At 68.6% G+C, this 17,680-nt stretch carries 13 protein-coding genes; 8 read left to right on the forward strand and 5 right to left on the reverse strand.

What is annotated here, in order from left to right:
* From VKP62_05375 to ppc, 3 genes are all read left to right on the forward strand, one after another.
* Nucleotides 1-200 (forward strand): hypothetical protein (locus VKP62_05375; GenBank protein ID MEB3196617.1); only part of this gene is annotated, 200 nt, incomplete at its 5' end.
* A 118-nt stretch (nt 201-318) separates the two neighbouring features.
* Nucleotides 319-1,605, forward strand: coding sequence for a S8 family peptidase (locus VKP62_05380; protein MEB3196618.1), 1,287 nt, complete (start codon nt 319-321; stop codon nt 1,603-1,605).
* A gap of 123 nt (nt 1,606-1,728) precedes the next feature.
* A complete protein-coding gene (gene ppc / locus VKP62_05385) occupies nt 1,729-4,563 on the forward strand; it encodes a phosphoenolpyruvate carboxylase (GenBank protein ID MEB3196619.1) in 2,835 nt (944 codons plus the stop codon).
* Between the two features lie 24 nt (nt 4,564-4,587).
* Here the strand turns inward: ppc and VKP62_05390 are convergent, their stop codons facing one another.
* The gene (locus VKP62_05390) at nt 4,588-5,475 is read right to left on the reverse strand and encodes an exonuclease domain-containing protein (protein ID MEB3196620.1); all 888 of its coding nucleotides are present in this window, start codon (nt 5,473-5,475) and stop codon (nt 4,588-4,590) included.
* 127 nt (nt 5,476-5,602) lie between these two features.
* Here VKP62_05390 and VKP62_05395 point away from each other — a divergent pair, with 127 nt between their 5' ends.
* Complete coding sequence (locus tag VKP62_05395) at nt 5,603-7,657, forward strand: SMP-30/gluconolactonase/LRE family protein (protein MEB3196621.1); 2,055 nt, start codon at nt 5,603-5,605, stop codon at nt 7,655-7,657.
* The gene (locus VKP62_05400) at nt 7,654-9,279 is read left to right on the forward strand and encodes a YdiU family protein (GenBank protein ID MEB3196622.1); all 1,626 of its coding nucleotides are present in this window, start codon (nt 7,654-7,656) and stop codon (nt 9,277-9,279) included. Before VKP62_05395 ends, VKP62_05400 begins: the two co-directional genes overlap by 4 nt.
* 35 nt (nt 9,280-9,314) lie before the next feature.
* On the opposite strand, the gene VKP62_05405 is transcribed toward VKP62_05400, so the two are convergent.
* The gene (locus VKP62_05405; protein MEB3196623.1) at nt 9,315-10,550 is read right to left on the reverse strand and encodes an FAD-binding domain-containing protein; all 1,236 of its coding nucleotides are present in this window, start codon (nt 10,548-10,550) and stop codon (nt 9,315-9,317) included.
* Nucleotides 10,550-11,554, reverse strand: a complete 1,005-nt coding sequence (locus VKP62_05410; GenBank protein MEB3196624.1) for an FAD-dependent oxidoreductase — start codon at nt 11,552-11,554, stop codon at nt 10,550-10,552. Before VKP62_05410 ends, VKP62_05405 begins: the two co-directional genes overlap by 1 nt.
* Before the next feature lie 113 nt (nt 11,555-11,667).
* Between VKP62_05410 and VKP62_05415 the strand changes: the two genes are divergently transcribed.
* Both VKP62_05415 and VKP62_05420 read left to right on the forward strand, forming a co-directional pair.
* Nucleotides 11,668-12,120 carry a (2Fe-2S)-binding protein gene (locus tag VKP62_05415; GenBank protein ID MEB3196625.1) on the forward strand — a complete coding sequence of 151 codons (453 nt, stop codon included), beginning with the start codon at nt 11,668-11,670 and terminating at the stop codon, nt 12,118-12,120.
* Between the two features lie 8 nt (nt 12,121-12,128).
* The gene (locus VKP62_05420; GenBank protein ID MEB3196626.1) at nt 12,129-14,384 is read left to right on the forward strand and encodes a molybdopterin cofactor-binding domain-containing protein; all 2,256 of its coding nucleotides are present in this window, start codon (nt 12,129-12,131) and stop codon (nt 14,382-14,384) included.
* Nucleotides 14,385-14,515: 131 nt separating this feature from the next.
* Here the strand turns inward: VKP62_05420 and VKP62_05425 are convergent, their stop codons facing one another.
* Both VKP62_05425 and VKP62_05430 read right to left on the reverse strand, forming a co-directional pair.
* Entirely contained in the window at nt 14,516-15,010 is a 495-nt protein-coding gene (locus VKP62_05425; GenBank protein ID MEB3196627.1) for a helix-turn-helix transcriptional regulator, read from the reverse strand.
* Between the two features lie 456 nt (nt 15,011-15,466).
* Nucleotides 15,467-16,165, reverse strand: coding sequence for a response regulator transcription factor (locus VKP62_05430; GenBank protein ID MEB3196628.1), 699 nt, complete (start codon nt 16,163-16,165; stop codon nt 15,467-15,469).
* A gap of 207 nt (nt 16,166-16,372) precedes the next feature.
* Between VKP62_05430 and VKP62_05435 the strand changes: the two genes are divergently transcribed.
* Complete coding sequence (locus VKP62_05435; GenBank protein MEB3196629.1) at nt 16,373-17,566, forward strand: urate hydroxylase PuuD; 1,194 nt, start codon at nt 16,373-16,375, stop codon at nt 17,564-17,566.
* Nucleotides 17,567-17,680 lie beyond the last annotated feature (114 nt).

The following is a 17,680-nucleotide window of genomic DNA, read 5'->3' on the forward strand; positions in this document are numbered from 1 at the left end:
CCCAGGCCGAGGCTGAACGCTTGCGCCTGGGAGAGGGCTCCATGTTCCAGGTCAACCTGCGCGAACAGGTGGCGGCCGAGGCCGCCGTGCGCGAGGTGGACGCGCTGGCCGAGCATCAGCGAGCGCGAGCCGCCTACCAGGCAGCGGTGGGGCGCTATGCGTTGCCGGAGCGCCCCGCAGCCCCTCCCACTCCCCGTTGACTTCAGGTCTGGGTTTGTTTAATCAAGGCTTAACCCTGTTTTAGGGTTTTGTTGGCCTTTTGTCGGTCGCTTCCCCGACAAGCTCCGGGTCGTTCCATCGCTCTGGAAGGGGGCCCGTGTGTCCGTTCGTCTGGTTCCGTGGCTGCTGCTGGCTGCCACGCTGGTGGCTTGCGGCCATCCCACGCCCGGCGTGCGCTGGCGGGAGGGGCAGCCCCTGCTCGCCCGGCAGCGAGCCACCCCCGAAGTCTTGTTCGTGAAGCTGAAGCCCGATGCGGCTCAGGTCGCGGGCACCCGCTTGGCGGCCGCCCATGGCCTGCGAGAACTGGCTGGCGAGCAGCCCCTGCTCGCCAAAATGGGCTGGCGTGCTTGGCGTCGGCAGGCCGGGACGCCTGAGCCTGCGCAACTGCGGGCCCGCCTGCAGGCCGACCCGGCGGTGGCCGAAGTGGCCTTCGACGAGGCGATCGCCCTGGTGCCGGAGGCGCCGCGACCGCCGGCTGCTCCAGCCTTTGGGCCGGCCGCGACGGGCCCTGACCCGTTGGCCCCTCGCCAGTGGGCCGTGGCCAAGCTGCAACTGGAAGCGGCCCACCGCATCACCACGAGCAGCCCCCGGGTGATGCTGGCGATTCTCGATTCCGGGGTGGACTGGACGCACCCTGACCTGGCGACGGCCGATGGCCTTTCCCGGGTCGTGAAAGGACGGGACACCCTCAAGCACAACGATGAACCGCACGATGGCCACGGGCACGGGACCCACGCGGCCGGCATCGCGGCGGCCAGCGCCAACAATGGGGTGGGCGTGGTCGGGGTGGCTCCGAATTGTCGCATTCTGGCCGAGAAGGTGGTCTCCGACTACGGGTACGGCGACGTGGCCAGCGTGGCGGCCGGCATCGTCCATGCGGTCGACCAGGGGGCGCAGGTGCTGAGCATGAGCCTGGGGTCGCCCACCCCGAACCCGGTCGTGCGCGACGCCGTGCTGTACGCACAGGGCAAGGGTGCGGTGCTGGTGGCGGCCATGGGCAACAGTGGCCACGAGGACATCCTCTATCCGGCCGCCTTTCCGGGCGTGATCGCGGTCGGGGCGACTCGCTCTGACGACACGCGGGCTTCCTTTTCCTCCTTCGGCGACTGGATCTCGGTGGCCGCCCCAGGCGACAACATCGTTTCGACCGTGCCGAGCCACGCCAGCATGCACCCGGTGCGCGATTACGGCTGGATGAGCGGCACCTCCATGGCCACCCCGCATGTGGCCGGCCTGGCGGCCTTGCTGCGTGATCTGCATCCGGATTGGACCTTCGAGCAAGTCAAGCAACGGATCGAACAGACGGCCACCCCGCTGGGCGGTTCGGCATTCAACAAGTACTTCGGCCACGGCCGGATCGACGTGTATCGCGCCGTCAAGTCCTGAACCGCTCTCGCCTCGTTCGTGTCTCCTCGCCCGGCCGGCTTGCCCGCGCCGGGCGAGGGCCTGGTGCGGTAGCATGGTCGTGGGCGTTTCTGCCCACGGGCCGATCGGCCGGGAGACCTGGCGATGCAACTGACCCCCTGGGAAAACGAACGCAAGCATCAGCCCTTGCGTGAGGACATTCGCTACCTTGGAAACCTGCTGGGGCAGGTTCTGCGGGAGCAGGCGGGTCCCGAAGTGTATGCACGCGAAGAGGAACTTCGCCTCGGCTTCAAGCAGCTGCGCGCCACGCCGGACGACCAGGCCCTGCGGGCGCGCCTCGAAGCGGCGATCGCCGAACTCGACACGGCCACGGCGGCTCAGGTGCTGCGTGCCTTCACGCTCTACTTCCAGCTGGTCAATCTGGCTGAGCAGCACCATCGCGTGCGTCGCATCCGGCAGCGGGGGCAGGAGGCAGAGGCGCCGGCGCCTGCAGGTTCGCTGGACGCGGTGATCGGGGGCCTGGTCGGGCAGGGGGTTTCTCCCGCTGCCCTGCAGGCCTTGCTGAATCAGCTGAGCATCGCGCCGGTCCTGACGGCGCATCCCACCGAAGCCTTGCGGCGCACCGTGCTGGAAAAGCTGCATGGCCTCTCTCACGCGCTGACCGCCCGGGACAGTGGCGTGCTCGAACCGGCCGAGCGGCGGCGCCTGGATGCCCGCATTGCTGCCGAGATTGAATGCCTCTGGCAGACGGACGAGGTCCATCACCGGGCGCCCAGCGTCCTCGATGAGGTGCGCCATGGCCTGTATTACCTGGACGAGGTGCTGTTCGATGCGGCCCCGCGCGTCTGGCAATCCCTGGAAGAGGCGCTCGCGCATCACTATCCGCAGGCCAGCTGGACCGTGCCCCCCTTCCTGCGCTTTGGCTCGTGGATGGGCGGCGATCGCGACGGCAATCCCTACGTCACAGCCGAGACGACCTATGAGGCCCTGCTGATGGCGCACAAGCGCCTGCTGCGCCGCCACCTGGCCCAGGCGGAGCGATTGTCGGCCGACCTCAGTCAGAGCACTCACTGGGTGGGCGTGTCGGACACCCTGACGGAGAGCCTGCGGGCGGACGCCCAGCGCTTTCCCGAGGTGGTGCGTGAGGCTCAGGAGCGCAACCCGGCCGAGCCGTACCGTCAGAAACTGGCGGTGATCCAGCATCGGCTGCAGCGCACTCGCGCCTGCTGGCCCGACACGCTGGCCGCTGCGCAGGCCTTCAAGGCCTCCCCGGATGAGGCGGGATACCCCGATGCGCAGAGCCTGCTCCAGGAACTGGCCCTGCTCCAGGCCAGCCTGGTGGAGCAACGGGGGGCGCGCATCGCGCACGATCGGCTCGACACCTGGCGTCGCCAGCTGGCCATGTTCGGCTTTCACGGGGCGCGCCTGGATTTCCGTCAGCACAGCGAGGTGCATCGCGCCGCCCTGGCCGACGTGGTGGACACGCTGCGCTTGCTGGAACGCCCGTTCGCGACGCTGTCGGAAGCGGAGGCCACCGCCTGGGTGCTGGGCGAACTCGCCGGGCATCGTCCACTGGTGCCCGAGGACCTGACGGATTTCGCGCCGGCCACCCAGGAGGTTTTGCGCACCTTCCGGGCGATCGCCACGGCGCGCCGCACCTTCGGTCCCGCGGCGATTGGCAGCTTCATCGTCAGCATGACGACATGTCCGCTGGATGTGCTGCTGGTGTTGCTGTTCGCGCGCGAGGTGGGGCTTTTCCGCGCCGAAGCCGGTGGTCGCGTGCGCAGTGGGCTGCAGGTGGTACCGCTGTTCGAGACGGTGGCCGACCTGCGCGCGGCCCCGCGCATCCTGGCGGCCTTGCTGGAAGTGCCCGTCTTCCGTGCCCACCTGCGTGCGTTCGACGACGTGCAGGAGGTCATGCTGGGCTACAGCGACTCCAACAAGGACGGGGGCATCTTGACCTCAGCCTGGGAGCTGTACCAGGCCCAGCAGGCCATCTGGGCGGTGGCCCGGCCGGCCGGCGTCTCGCTGCGCCTGTTTCACGGCCGTGGTGGCTCGGTGGGTCGTGGCGGCGGTCCCTCCCACCTGGCGATCCTGGCGCAGCCACCTGGCACGGTGGCCGGTCGCCTCAAGCTGACGGAGCAGGGCGAGGTGATCAGCCAGAAGTACGGCCTCGATAGCCTGGCCCGGCGCAACCTGGAACTGGTCACCTCGGCCGTGATCGAGGCCTCGCTGCGTCCTGAGCTGCACGCGGCGGCACCGCAGGAGGTCGCCCGCTGGGAGGCCGTCCTGGCCGATCTCAGCCGGCGGGCCTTGGTGGCCTACCGCGGCTGGGTCTACGACGACCCTGACTTCCTTGACTTCCTGCAGCAGGTCACGCCCCTGTCCGTGCTGGCGGGGCTTCAGCTGGGTTCCCGTCCCGCCAAGCGACGCGCCTCGTTGCGCATCGAGGATCTGCGGGCGATTCCCTGGGTGTTTGCCTGGACCCAGACGCGCATGATCCTGCCTGGCTGGCTGGGCGTCGGTACGGCGCTGGAGGGCTTCTGCCTGGCGGATCCGCAGCGCAACCCCGAGGTGCTCGCCACCATGGCGCGTCAGTTCCCGTTTTTCCGGGTGCTGCTCTCGAATGTGGCCATGACCCTCGCCAAGGCCGACCCGGCGATCGCCTCGCGCTACGTGAGCGGTCTGGCCGGCGACGAGGCCCGCCTGCAGCGCCTGTGGGACGCGTTGCAGGCGGAGTACCATCGCAGCGTGCGCCTGGTGACCCAGGTGCTCGGTCATGAGGCCTTGCTCGCGGACGATCCGACTCTGCGGCGCTCGATCGCCGTGCGCAATCCCTATGTCGACCCGATCAACTATCTGCAGGTCGACTTGCTGCGGCGCCACCGGGCCAGTGGCGAGGCGCTCGACCCGGCCCTGCGGGATGCGTTGAAGCTGAGCGTCAGTGGCATCGCCGCCGGCCTGAAGAACACGGGCTAGCGGTCGCGCGGAGCCGCCCATCGCCTAGGGCATCGGGGTCAGTTGCACCCGCACGGTGCTGCCGTAGACCTCGCGCACGGCTTGCGCGAGTAGCGCGGCGCGGCGGTCCCCCAGCCGGGCGAGCAGGGGCGCTCGCAGCGCGATCGGCAGCGTGCCGTCCGATTGCGGGACGTCGATGCGGCCTTGCTGGGCCAGCATGGCCGCCAGGCTGCGGCTTTCTCGCTCGATGACCTGCAGCAGGCGCTGGTCGGGCGAGACGTCGCAGGAGGGCTCGGGCACGGCCGTCTCGGCGCATGGCGCGGCACTCGCGGGTGAGACCGGCAGGCCCTGCAGCGGCGGCAGACGGAGGCCCTCGGTCTGCGCCAGTTCCCGCACCATGTGCCAGAAGGCGATCGCCGTGGCCTCGACGTCTGCCATCGCGCGATGGCGGGCTTGCATCGGAACCTCGTAGTAGGCCACCAGGCTGTCCAGGTTGTGCCGGCGCAGGTGCGGGTTGCAGCGCCGCGACAGTTGCACCGTGCAATAGCGTCCGTTGAAGGGCCAGCTCAGTCCGGCCTGCTCGAATTCAAACTGCAAGAAGCGGGCATCGAAGCCGGCATTGTGCGCCACGAAATGGCCGGGTGCGGCCGCCAGGTGGGCACGGAAGGCTTCCATGGTGGCCTGCGCGCGTGGTTGACCACGCACCATCGCGCTGGTGATGCCGGTCAGGCGCGTGATGAACTCTGGAATCGGTCGTCCCGGGTCGATCAGGCTTTCGAAACGGCCAACCACGCGCCCGTGCTGCAAGGTCAGGCAGGCCACCTCGATCACCCGGGCGGAAGGCGGGGCGCTGCCGGTGGTCTCGGTGTCGACAACGTGGAATCGCTCGCCTCGCCCGGCGGCCTGTATCAGCCCTTCCCACTCGCTTGGCATTGGGTATAACGCTCCTGAGCTTGATATGTTCCCCAGGGGGGCCCGGTCGGCACCAGGGGGCGACGGCTCGTCCCGTGCTCGACGACTTCGCAGGCGTTTTTGTGCGCCCACGAGGAGGGGTGTTTCCGTGGTTCAACGCGCTCTGGTCACGCTTCCACTGGTCTGCGCCACCTTGTTGCTGGCTTGCCAGGCATCCCCCGGAATGAAGCCGTCTGCCGTTTCCGCCGACGCCGTCAAAGCCGGCAAGGGGGGCAAACTCATCGGTCAGGACGGCAACAACGTCGTGAGCGACCGCGGAGCCGCGCTGATCGGGATGGACGGCGCCACGCTGCGCACGGTGGTCGGGTCGGTGAAGGCGCCGCTCAGCCTGAAGGCCAGTGGAGGCGTGACGCTGATCTCGGACCGCGGGCTGGGCATCATCTCGGACCGCGGAAGCAACCTGGTGTCGGATCGCACCAGTGGCTTGGTGGCCCACGTGCCGCGGCTGGTCGGGACGCGCGACCTCAGCCGCCCCTCGGACGCGGCCCGTGCGGGAGCGCTTCGCCACGTGCTGCAGCAAGCCGCGCCCCTCGCAGAAGGGCTCGCGGTGGGCGCCCGCGTGTACCTGGCGGATGCGGCCGGACAGCGCATCCTCGGGTTGCCGGAGGGGCGGACCGATGCCAACGGCCAGTTCCAGATCGCCAACGTGCCCAGGGATTACACCTTCGTGGTGGTGGCCGAGGTGCCCACGGAAGCAGGGCGGACGGCCAAACTCCAGACGATCGTGCGGCCTGCGGCCCTGCCCAGCGCAGTCACGCTCGAAGCGGCCTCGACCCTGGTGGCGGCCGGGGTGCTGAAGGGCCTGGTCGGTCAGGACATGGGGCAATTCAATCCGGCCAGTTTCCAGACCGTCGTCGAGGCGACGCGCCGCAACCTGACGCCTCAGGAGCTGCCCGACCTGACGGACCGCCTGGCGGTGGAGCGCCAGATGAGCGCCTTGGCTGCTCGCATCGAGGGCCTGGAGGCCAGCCTGGAAGCCATGCGCAAGGACCTCCGCGCGGTCGAAAAGTCGCTGGAGGAACTCAAGCGGGAACTGGCCACGCGGCCTTCGGGCGAGGCCACGCCGCTCACCGGAACCCCTGCCTCGGACCTGCCGGCGACGCCCACTGCCCGCCCGAGTGCCGCGCAGACGGTCGCCCCCACTCAGGTTGCCACCGCCACGCCATCGCCGTCGGCCCAACCGACCCCGACCCCGACGCCAGCGCCAGGCTCTGCCGAGACCTGGCAGGTCACCACGGTGGCCGGCGTGGGCCAACAGGGGGCGGCAGCGGGCAGTCTGGCCTCGGCCTGGTTCAATCAACCGCAGGGGGTCGACCTGGATGCCAATGGGCGCATCTTCGTGCAAGAAACCATGAGGGTTTGGCTGCTGGATGCGGACAAGGCGTCGGTGTATGCCAGCACCGATTTCCCCTTCACGGGTCTTGCCCTGAATGGTTCCGGCGCCTTGTATCTGAGCATGTCCCAGGGCGTCTGGCTGGCTGGCTACGCGCTGTACCCGGTCGCAGGCGACCAGAGCGAGGCGGGCCACGCCAATGCGGGGGGAAAGCTCGCCCGCTTCACCACGCCGGGGGCCTTGCTGGTCGATTACCAGGGCAACCTGCTCGTCGCCGACACCGGCAATCACCGCATTCGCAAGGTGGCCCTGATCGACCAGTCGAATGCCGTCTCGGATCTGGCAGGAGGCCCGCTGGGCAGTGCCGATGGCGCCGCCTTGAATGGCGCCCAATTCAATGCGCCGAACGGCCTGGCCCTCGACCCTGCCGGTCACTTGCTGGTGGCTGACACCGGCAACCATCGCATCCGGCGCATCGCGGACGGGGTCGTGACCACGCTGGCCGGTAGTTCTGAAGGGTTTGCGGATGGCACGGGCACGGAAGCCCGTTTCAACCGCCCCCGCGGCCTCGCGGTGGATGCCCAGGGCAACCTCTACGTGGCGGACAGTTACAACAACCGCATTCGCAAGGTGACGCCGCAAGGCGTCGTCACCACCGTGGCCGGGGCTGCCCCCTCGGGCAAGCTGGATGGTCCCGGCCTTGACGCTCGCTTTTTCAGGCCGTCCGACGTGGCCGTGGGCCCAGGGGGCGTGTTGTACGTGGCTGACACGGGCAACAACCTCGTGCGGAAGCTCACGCCCCGCCCATGACACAGGAGAAGACCAACCCCGCTTTCGACGCTGGAACCCAAGCTTGGGGAGGGCCCGGGTGGCTCGCTTTCGACAACCGCTTCGTGCGCGAGCTCCCGGTGGATCCGCGTTCGGACCTCGGCAGCCGTCAGGTCCGGGGAGCCCTCTCCTCACGGGTGGCGCCGACGCCTGTTGCCGCCCCGCGCCTGCTGGCCCATGCCGCGGAAGTGGCCGACATGCTGGCGATTCCGGCTGACTATGTTCGGCATCCCGACTTCGCCGAAGTCTTTGCCGGGAACCGCCTTCTCCCCGGCATGGAGCCGATTGCCACCAATTACGGGGGCCATCAATTCGGTGTCTGGGCAGGCCAGCTGGGGGATGGTCGGGCCATCTCGCTGGGCGAGTGCCTGCTCCCTTCCGGCGAGCGCTGGGAGCTTCAGTTGAAAGGGGCGGGGCCGACGCCCTATTCGCGTGGTTCGGATGGACGCGCCGTCCTGCGCTCCTCCGTGCGCGAGTTTCTCTGCAGCGAGGCCATGCATCACCTCGGCGTGCCCACCACGCGGGCGCTCAGCCTGGTGGCAACAGGGGACGCGGTCGTGCGCGACATGTTCTATGACGGGCATCCCCGCCCGGAACCTGGGGCGATCGTCTGCCGGGTGGCGCCCTCGTTCATTCGCTTCGGTCATTTCGAATTGCTGGCCGCCCGGGGGGAAACGGACCTGTTGCGCCAGCTGGCGACGTTCACGCTGCGACGGGACTATCCTCATCTGAGCCCTGAGGGGCTGGCGGACGACGCGGCATTGACCGAGATGTTCAGAGAGGTCTGCACCCGCACGGCCCGCATGGTGGCGGCCTGGATGCGGGTGGGCTTCGTGCACGGGGTCATGAACACGGACAACATGTCGATCCTGGGCCTCACGATCGATTATGGACCCTATGGCTGGCTGGAAGACTTCGACCCCAACTGGACTCCCAACACGACCGATGCCGGGCAACGCCGCTATGCCTTTGGCCAGCAACCGCAGGTGGCCCTGTGGAACCTGACCCGTCTGGCGGAGGCGCTGGCCCCTCTATTCGACCGCCCGGAGCGTCTTCAGGAGGGGCTGGATGCCTATGTCGACACCTTCAATCAGGCCACACGCGAACACCTGGCGGGCAAGTTGGGCCTGCGTGCGCTGCGCGAGGGCGATCTGGCCCTCGCGCGTGAGCTGGACACGCTCATGCAGCGCGGTGAGGTCGATATGACCCTGTTCTATCGGGGCTTGATCCAGCTGGACCTGGAGGAGCCTCGACCTGAGGCGCTCGGGGAGGTTTTCTACAGCGACGCCAAGCGCCAGGCCGTCTGGGCGGACCTGTCGAACTGGCTGGAACGCTATGCACGTCGCGTGCAGTCTGAAGCCTGGTTGAGCGCTGAGCGTCAGGCCCTGATGCGGCTTGCCAATCCCCGCTACGTGTTGCGCAATTACCTGGCGCAGGAGGCCATCGATCAGGCCGAAGCGGGCGATCCCTCCGGCATCGAGCGCCTGCTGCAAGTGCTGCGAGCGCCCTGTGAGGACCAGCCCGAGCACGCTCGCCTGGCCGCGCTTCGCCCCGAGTGGGCCCGTCATGCGGCTGGCTGCTCCATGCTGTCTTGCAGCTCTTGAGAGCGGCACCTCCTCACGACGCGCGCGCCCTGAGGTCAATTCGCGGCCTGGCGCTCTGAACCGTGTTCCCAGACCAGCTGGTCGCGCGCCACCTCCCAGAACTGGCTGAAGGAACGCATCGTCCGCGCCGGGTTGGGGGTGAAGCGTGCCACGTGTCGCAGGCGCGCCAGTTGCGGCAGGTGTTCGGCGTAGCCGGGATTCAGGCTTGCCGTCGCGGTCGTACCTGCCGGCAGTCCCTTCAGGCTCGCCAGGTCGCCGATCCAGACCGCATCGCAGAGACTGGCGAGGCGGGTCAGCACGAAGCGCCAGCGCAGGGTGCTCCAGGGAAATCGGGCGTGGAAGGGCAGGTGCAAGACCCCCAGACGCCAGGCGGGCAAGGCGCTGCGGCTGCGCAGATCCCACGGGTGCAACAGTTCCCAGGGGCCTTCCCGCAGGGGGCGTGGGCCCTCCCCGCGAGGCTTCCACCAGCCTTCACCGGCCTCGACGAGCGGCACGAACAGCTCGTCCCACAGCGCCAGAGGTGGCACGGCGTGGTTTTCAGGCTGGTCCGCTGCCTTTCGCTCGCCTGGCTCAGGGCCGACATCGCCGGCTTCCCGAGCCAGCTGGGCCAGGCGGTCGTAATCCGTGTCGATCGCCGTGCCCGGGCTGTGCCAGCTGGCAGGGGCGTAGCGCGCCACGTTGGCGCCATTGAACAGGTAGGGTTTGCTCGAGAAGGTGCCGGCCACCCATTGCCAGCTGAGGCTGTTGCTTGCCAGGTCGCCATCGAGCAAATGGGCGTACATCCAGGCGGCTCCGACCGACCAGTGGACCTTGCGCAGGTGTACCAGGTAGGAGGCCAGCCACATGCGGGCGTGGTTGTGCAGGTGTCCGGTGTGGTGGAGCGTTTGCACGGCCTGATCGATCGCGGGCACGCCGCTGGCAGCCGCCAGCACGTCTGCTGGCATTTGCCGCGCGTAGGCTCCCGGCCAGACCGGTGGGCGCAGATCGCGGAAGATGCGAGCTCCTTCGCGCTCCCACACGTGATGGAAAAATTCGCGCCAGCCCAATTCCATCACCAGCTTGTCGTCGGCCGTCAGCGGTCCTCGTTCAGCCAGCGTCGCCAGAATTTCCCGCGGCGCCACGAAGCCGTGCGTGATGAACGGGGAGAGCCCGGTCACCCGACCATCCAGGCTGTTGCGGGTGCGGGCGTACGCCTTGGGGTCGACCCCGCGCAGCCGCCGTCGCCAGGTCTCATCGTGCGGGAGGGTGCGGTCGAACAGACTCAGTTGCATCACGCCACCCTCGGCAGGGCCGCGCGATGCAGCCAAGCAGCGGTGTGCCAGCCCGAAAGCCAGGCGTCCTCGACGCGCGAGCCTCGGCACCAGTCCCCGCAGGCCGCCAACCCCAGACCCTCATCCAGCAGCCCTTGCACCCCGAGCGCCTCAACCACCTTGGCGTAGCGCCAGCGGTGGGCGCGTGCGTGGCGGGGCGCCGGCAGTGCCTGCCCCGCCCAGTCGTCGAAGGCGGCGAGCAGGGGAGCCACCACGTCCTCTGCCGGCGCTTCCAGGTGCGTGTGGGACCACGATGCGCCGGCATGCAGCACCCACCGCTCGCCCGAGTCGCGTCCCGGCTTGCTGGCGTCCCGTGCGACCCAGGCCAACACGGGATGTTCGGCCTCCATGGCGTCGAAAGGCAAATCCAGCGGCTCGTCCCAGGAGACCATGAGAGCCCAGCACGGGGCCATGCGGGCCTGGGCCACGCGGGCGGCCAGACTCGGGGCGACCGGCTCCAGCAGCTCGTGGGCCTGCGGCGCGGGCACGGCCAGCACCACCTGGGTGAAGGGGCCCCAGCGCTGCCCTCCCTCCGCGTCCAGATACCAATCCTGGCCATGCCGCTGCAGGCCCACGATGCGGACACCCCGTTCGATCGAGAGATTCTGGACCAGGGCCTGGGCCAAGGCGCTCATCGACGGACTGCCCACCCAGCGGGTCGGGTCTTCCCGATCGCCGGGCTCGCGATCCGGGCGTCTCAGCCGCCAGGCAGCGCGCGCCACGCTGCCGGTCGCGATGCCCTCATTGATCCAGATCTCGAAGTCGGGGTCCCGCACGGTCACGAACTGAGCCCCGTGGTCGAAGTTGCCGGCTGTGGCGTCGTGACGGGTGCAGACCCGGCCCCCGGGGCCTCGACCCTTGTCGAACACCTGCACGTCGTGACCCATCCGCCTCAGGCGCTGGGCACAGGAAAGACCGGCCATTCCGCCACCCACGATGGCGATGGTTGGGGAGGCGGGCATCATTGGTACCTCCGGTAGCACACAAGCTTGTGTAATTATTGTACAGGACAATGGTTGCACATCCAAGCCTCTGGTTACAATGGGGGCGTGCCGACCGGCAGGAGGGAAGTCACCCCGTGGAACTGCGTGTCAATGGACAGCTCCTGCGCTGTGAGGCGCCTGCGGAGATGCCGCTGCTCTGGGCCTTGCGAGATTTGCTGGGACTTACGGGCACGAAGTTCGGGTGTGGTCAGGGCCTGTGTGGCGCCTGCACGGTCCTGCTCGATGGCGTGGCGGCACGGGCCTGCATCACGCCGGTGGCTGCTGTGGGGACGCGCGCGGTCACGACCATCGAAGGCTTGCACCCGCAAGGGGAGCACGCCCTGCAGCGCGCCTGGCGAGATCGTCGGGTGCCGCAGTGCGGTTACTGTCAGCCGGGCCAGCTCATGCAGGCCGCTTCCCTGTTGCGGGAGTATCCCCGACCTACGGATGCCCAGATCGACGCGGCCATGGCCGGCAATCTTTGTCGCTGTGGAACCTATCCGCGCATCCGCGAGGCCATTCACGAGGCGGCGGGGACCACGGCATGATTCGCAAGGTGAGTCGTCGCGGATTCCTCAAGGGTCTGGCCGCCGGGGGGCTGCTGCTGGCGGTGGGAAGCGTGTCCCGTTCGGCCCAGGCCGAAACCTGGGGCGCGACCGGTCCCTTGCCGCGCGTCCCGCACGACCCGCTGGTCTGGCTGGCGATCGCGCCGGATGGGACGGTCACCATCGTGGTGCATCGCTCCGAGATGGGGCAGGGCAGTCGCTCGACCCTGGTCGCGGCGGTGGCCGATGAGCTCGAGGCGGATCTGGCCCGCGTGCGCGTGGTGCAGGCGGAGGGAGACGAGGCGCGCTACGGTTCCCAGAACACGGATGGATCGCGCAGCATTCGCATGGACCTGACGCGCCTGCGGGAGGTCGGGGCGGCGGCCCGCCAGATGCTGATCGCCGCGGCCGCCCGCCGCTGGGAGCTGCCGCCCGACGAACTGCTGGCGATCCAGCACGAGGTGCGTCACCCGCCCAGTGGGCGGCATTTCGACTATGGCGAACTGGCGCCGGAGGCCTTCCGAGAGCCCGTGCCCCGTGCCGTCAAGCTCAAGCCGATGGCGGACCTGCGGGTGCTCGGCCGCGAGGGGATGCCGGCCTTTGACCTGTCCGACATGCTGACCGGCCGGGCCGTTTACGGGGCCGATGTGGTCTTACCGGAACTGGTCTACGCGGCGATCGCCCGTCCGCCCGTCGTCGGCGGGCGCCTGTCAGGCTGCGACACGGCCGCGGCGCGGCGTGTCCCCGGGGTCATCGCGGTCGAGACCCTGCCTGGCGCGTCGATTCCGACCGGCTTCAAGCCGCTGGGGGGGGTGGCGGTGCTGGCTTCCAACACGTGGGCGGCCATTCAAGGCCGCGATGCGCTCGCGCCCCGCTGGGATGACGGCCCTCATCAGGATTACGATTCGACCGCCTATCAGCAGGAGCTGGCCACGCTGGTGGCGCAACCAGGCCGACTCGTGCGCGAACAGGGGAACTGGGAGACGGCACGTCGGGAGGCCGCGCGCGTGCTGTCGGCCACCTACCATGTGCCCCATCTGGCCCAGGCCCCGATGGAACCGCTCGTGGCGACCGCCCACGTGACGCGCGACGGCTGTGAGATCTGGGCCCCGACCCAGCATCCCCAGGAAGCCCGCCAGACGGTGGCCAGCCTGTTGGGGCTTTCCGTCGAACGGGTGCGCGTCCACGTGACGCTGCTGGGCGGCGGGTTCGGGCGCAAGTCGAAGCCGGATTTCATCGCCGAGGCAGCCTGGCTTTCCCGGGCGATCGGTCGCCCGGTGCGCGTGCAGTGGACCCGCGAAGACGACCTTCGCCACGGCTACTACCACGCCGTCAGCACCCAGCGGATCGAGGCAGCGCTCGATGCCCAGGGGCGTTTGCAGGGCCTGTTGCACCGCACCGCCTTCCCATCGATTGCCTCCCTGTTTGCGCCGATGTTCGCCCTGCGCTTGCTGTACGATCGCCCGGTCGATCCCGAACTCGGCATGGGCTTTTCGGACTTTCCTTATGCGGTGCCTCACCTGCGGCTGGAAGCAGCCCTGGCCGAACCTCACGTGCGCATCGGCTGGTATCGGGCGGTGGCCAACCTGCAGCACGCCTTCGCCGTCAATTCCTTCCTGGCCGAACTGGCCGCGGCCACGCGCCAGGACCATCGCGACCTGCTGCTGACGCTGCTCGGTCCGGACCACCGCGTCGAAGCGCCAGGCTGGAACTATGACGGCCCGGCCGGCCAGCATCCGATCGACACGGCCCGGCTGCGTGGCGTGCTCGACGTGGTGGCGCGGGAGGCCGGGTGGGGGCGGGACTTGCCAGCCGGACACGGCCTGGGGTTGGCCGTGCATCGGAGCTTCCTCAGTTACGTGGCGATCGCCCTGCGCGTCGCCATCTCGCCCAAGGGGCAACTGCACATTCCCCGCGTCGATGTGGCGATCGACTGTGGCTTCGTCGCCAATCCGGACCGGGTGCGCGCCCAGCTGGAGGGCGCCGTCATCATGGGGCTCAGCAACGCCATGTATGGCGCCATCACCTTTGCCAAGGGGCGCGCCAGCCAGGCCAATTTCCACGACTATCCGGTGATGCGGGCCGATGCGGCGCCCCGGGAGATTCGCACCTGGTTGCTGCCTTCCGAGGGGCCGCCGGGCGGGGTGGGGGAGGCGGGCGTCCCGCCGGTGGCGCCGGCCCTCTGCAACGCGATTTTTGCCGCCACGGGGCACCGGGTGCGGGAATTGCCGTTGGCCCAGGCCAGCTTGCCGTTCTCCCTGGGATAGCGCCCCGTCCTCGCTGGGTGGGCCTGGCGTCCGCCTGGTTTGCCGTCGGGTGGGCGCTTGGGGGCCGGCGACGGACCCCAGCAAAAACCGCTCCCAGGCAGGGAGCGGCGAGGAGTCGTCCGGCGCGGCGGCTACTGGCCGGCCTTGCGCAGGGAGAAGCGGCGCGCCTCTTCGAGCAGGCCGTCCAGGTAGCGGAAGGTGGAGCGTCGCTCGTCCGGCGTTTGTTCCCAGAAGACCGGGTCCGACAGAAACCCCGCGAAGATGCGGCGTGCGTTGGCCTCATCGACCAGCCGGCGCTCCTCCGGCGTGGCCGGGTGCTTGCCGTGCTGGGGCGAGGGAATGGCAGGCGGGGGAGGCGCTGAAATCGGCAGATAACCTGCGGTCACCAGCAGTTCGTCCGCATCCACCTCGAGCGCGGCCGCGAGGCGAATCACGTCCTCGCGATCGGGCGGATTACGGGCGCCTCGCTCGATCCGGCACAGGTGGGAGTAGGTGAACGGGCCGCGCTCTTCCATGTCGCGCAGCGTCAGCCCGGCTTCCTCCCGGTACTGACGCAGGAGCGCGCCGAAACGGGTTTGGAAGGGCGGTGGGTTGCCTTTGCGGCGGTTCGCTGATGTGGCTGGCATGGGGCCAGTCTAACAGCCTGCATCGTCGTCGCAAAGCGCTTCTTGGCTGTTTCGAGGCTTATCCATGATGGAAAAGATCGGTCTAAAATTATGCCGCCCAGGTGCGAGCTTCCGCGCTGCCCGAGGCCCTCTCAAGGCCTTGATTTCCCGTGGGGGGGGCGTTTCGTCCCATTCTGGCGCTGCGGATGAGGTGGGCTCACCACACGGTTCAAGGCGGCGGAAGGGGTTTCCATTTGCCAGATGAGAAACCGCCCTGACCTAGGAAAAGTCAGAGGTTTTGGCCCCGGAAATTCCGCTGTCAATTGGGAAAAAAAATCAAATCCGCCTGGGTCGCCATGAACGGGGGTTTTTATGGCTCTGGTGAGACGATTTGCAGATCAAGAAAATTGGTCTAAACTCGGCAACTTGATATTGTGAAAAATTGTAAAGGGATTGATGCTCGAGGCGGCGGCGCCATCAGCCCTCGAAAAAGTAGCCGCGTCGCCCGAGCGTCTTCAGCCAGCGCGGATGCTTCGGGTCGCTTTCGATCTTGGCGCGCAGGTTTCGCACGTGCGCATGCACCGCATCCACCGAGCGGGCCTGTCCCTTGATCGCCGTCAACACGCTATCGGCCAGCTCCTCCGCCGAGAAAACCTCCTTCGGATGCTGCATCAGATGCGCTAGCAGCGCCGTCTCGAGGCGGGTCAGGGCGACCTCGTGCCCCTCGACCGCTACGACATAACGCGCCGGGGACAGGCGGAATTCCGGGGGGCCGAATTCGGCCCGGACCTCCTCTTCCGAGGCGGAGACCAGGCGCAGGAAGGCCTGCACCTTGAAGATCAGCTCCAGCGGGTCGAACGGTTTGACGATGTAGCCATCGAAGCCGGCCTTGTAGGCCTCGTACTTGTCGACCGTCTGGTCGCGCGCCGTCAGCGTGATCATCGGAAGGCGGGCCGTTTCCGGGCGCTCGCGCGCCCAGCGGCATAGCGAGAGCCCGTCCTGGTCGGGCAGCATCAGGTCGATGATCAGCAGATCGGGCCGGCTGGCGGCGATGCCACGCCGCGCCTGAGCGGCGTCCTCGTAACCAGTGGTGGCGTACCCTTCGTTTTCCAGCAGAAAGGCGATCAGGCGTCTGATGGCGTCGTCGTCTTCCACGATGGCAATGTGCTTGGACACGTGGACTCTCCCGCGCGCGATTTGTCTCAAATGTACCACGGAAGCAGCGCTCGCTGCTTCGTTCTGGCGCCCGGCGGGCTGGCCTTCAGGATGACCTTGCTTGTCTGGGGTCAGCCTGACGCCTATACTGATCGGCGAGGGGGCTTTCTGTTCGCCCGGCAGCGCCCGCCTTGACCGCGATTGTTAAGTGTCGCGAGGTGTCTGCCCTTGGATGCCCATCTGCGGGAAATGCTCGACCTGTTGCTGCGCTGGAGCCATCTGGTCGCCGGCATCCTGTGGATCGGCAACTCCATGCTCTGGAACTGGCTCGATCGCAACCTGACGCCGGGGGATGCGGCCGACCCGCTGCATGAGGGCACGATCTGGCTGGTTCACAGCGGCGGCTTCTACGAGATGAAGAAGCGGCAGCTGGAACCCCACCAGTTGCCGCCCCAGCTTCACTGGTTCTGGCTGCAGGCCACCACGACCTGGCTCACGGGGGTGGCCCTGCTGGTGGTGGTCTACTACATGGGCGGCCGTGCGGCCCTGGTCGATACCGAGATCGCTCCGTGGTCACAGGGGCAGGCGATCGCCCTCAGCGTGGGCCTGCTGGTGGGCTGCTGGCTCGTGTACGACGTGCTCTGGCGCTCGCCGCTGGCGCAGCGGCCGCGCCTGGCCGCTGCGGTTTCCCTGCTACTGCTCGCGGCGCTGGCTTACGGCCTGACCCGCACCTTCAACGGACAGGCCGCCTTCCTGCACCTGGGTGCGATTCTCGGCACCCTGATGGTGTCCAACGTCTGGCAGCACATCTTGCCGTCCCAGCGGGAGCTGGTGCGCCTCACCCGGGCCGGTGAACGTCAAGAACTGGCGCTGGCCAAAGCGGCCAAGCAGCGCTCCATTCACAACAACTACATGACCTACCCGGTCCTGTTCACGATGCTCTCAGGGCATTTCCCGAGCACCTACGGGGGGCCCCACGCCTGGCTGGTGTTGCTGCTGCTGGTCCTGAGCGGCGCCCTGGTGCGGCACCTCATGAACCTGCGCTTTCAGTGGCCTGCGTGGCGCTATGCCCTGGCCGCGACGCTGGCGATCGCGTTGCCGCTGCTCTACTGGCTGACCCGGCCGGCGCCGCTCCCCGCCACATCGGGAGCGCCCGTCGCCTACGCGCAGGTGCGCGCGATCCTGCAGGCACGCTGCAGCGAATGCCACGCGACGCATCCGCGCCATCCGGCCTTCGCGACCGCCGCCGCGGGGCTTGCGCTGGAGGATCCGACCCAGGTGCAAGCGGCCGCCTCGCGCATCCGGGCTCAGGCCGTCGACACGCGGGCCATGCCCCCCGGCAACGCCACGGGCATCAGCGAGCAAGAACGCGCCATCCTGGGCGCCTGGATTGCCCAGGGCGCTCGGCTGAACGCTCCCTGAGGGCGTCGCCTCCGCTGGCTCCGGGCGACCCGGAATGGCGATTGCCTCGCCATCGGGCGCGCTGGCTGGCCGAGTCGGCAGCCTTCCCCATTGACGGCGGTCGGGGTGCGTGCG

The organism is Candidatus Sericytochromatia bacterium (assembly GCA_035285325.1).
Lineage (GTDB): Bacteria > Cyanobacteriota > Sericytochromatia > S15B-MN24 > JAQBPE01 > JAYKJB01.

What these genes read in the sequence shown, in the direction of transcription:
- VKP62_05405 (MEB3196623.1), bottom strand. Translation starts at nt 10,550, where the DNA reads ATGCAACTGAGTCTGTTCGACCGCACCCTCCCGCACGATGAGACCTGG.
- VKP62_05390 (MEB3196620.1), bottom strand. Translation starts at nt 5,475, where the DNA reads ATGCCAAGCGAGTGGGAAGGGCTGATACAGGCCGCCGGGCGAGGCGAG.
- VKP62_05410 (MEB3196624.1), bottom strand. Translation starts at nt 11,554, where the DNA reads ATGATGCCCGCCTCCCCAACCATCGCCATCGTGGGTGGCGGAATGGCC.
- VKP62_05400 (MEB3196622.1), top strand. Translation starts at nt 7,654, where the DNA reads ATGACACAGGAGAAGACCAACCCCGCTTTCGACGCTGGAACCCAAGCT.
- VKP62_05425 (MEB3196627.1), bottom strand. Translation starts at nt 15,010, where the DNA reads ATGCCAGCCACATCAGCGAACCGCCGCAAAGGCAACCCACCGCCCTTC.
- ppc (MEB3196619.1), top strand. Translation starts at nt 1,729, where the DNA reads ATGCAACTGACCCCCTGGGAAAACGAACGCAAGCATCAGCCCTTGCGT.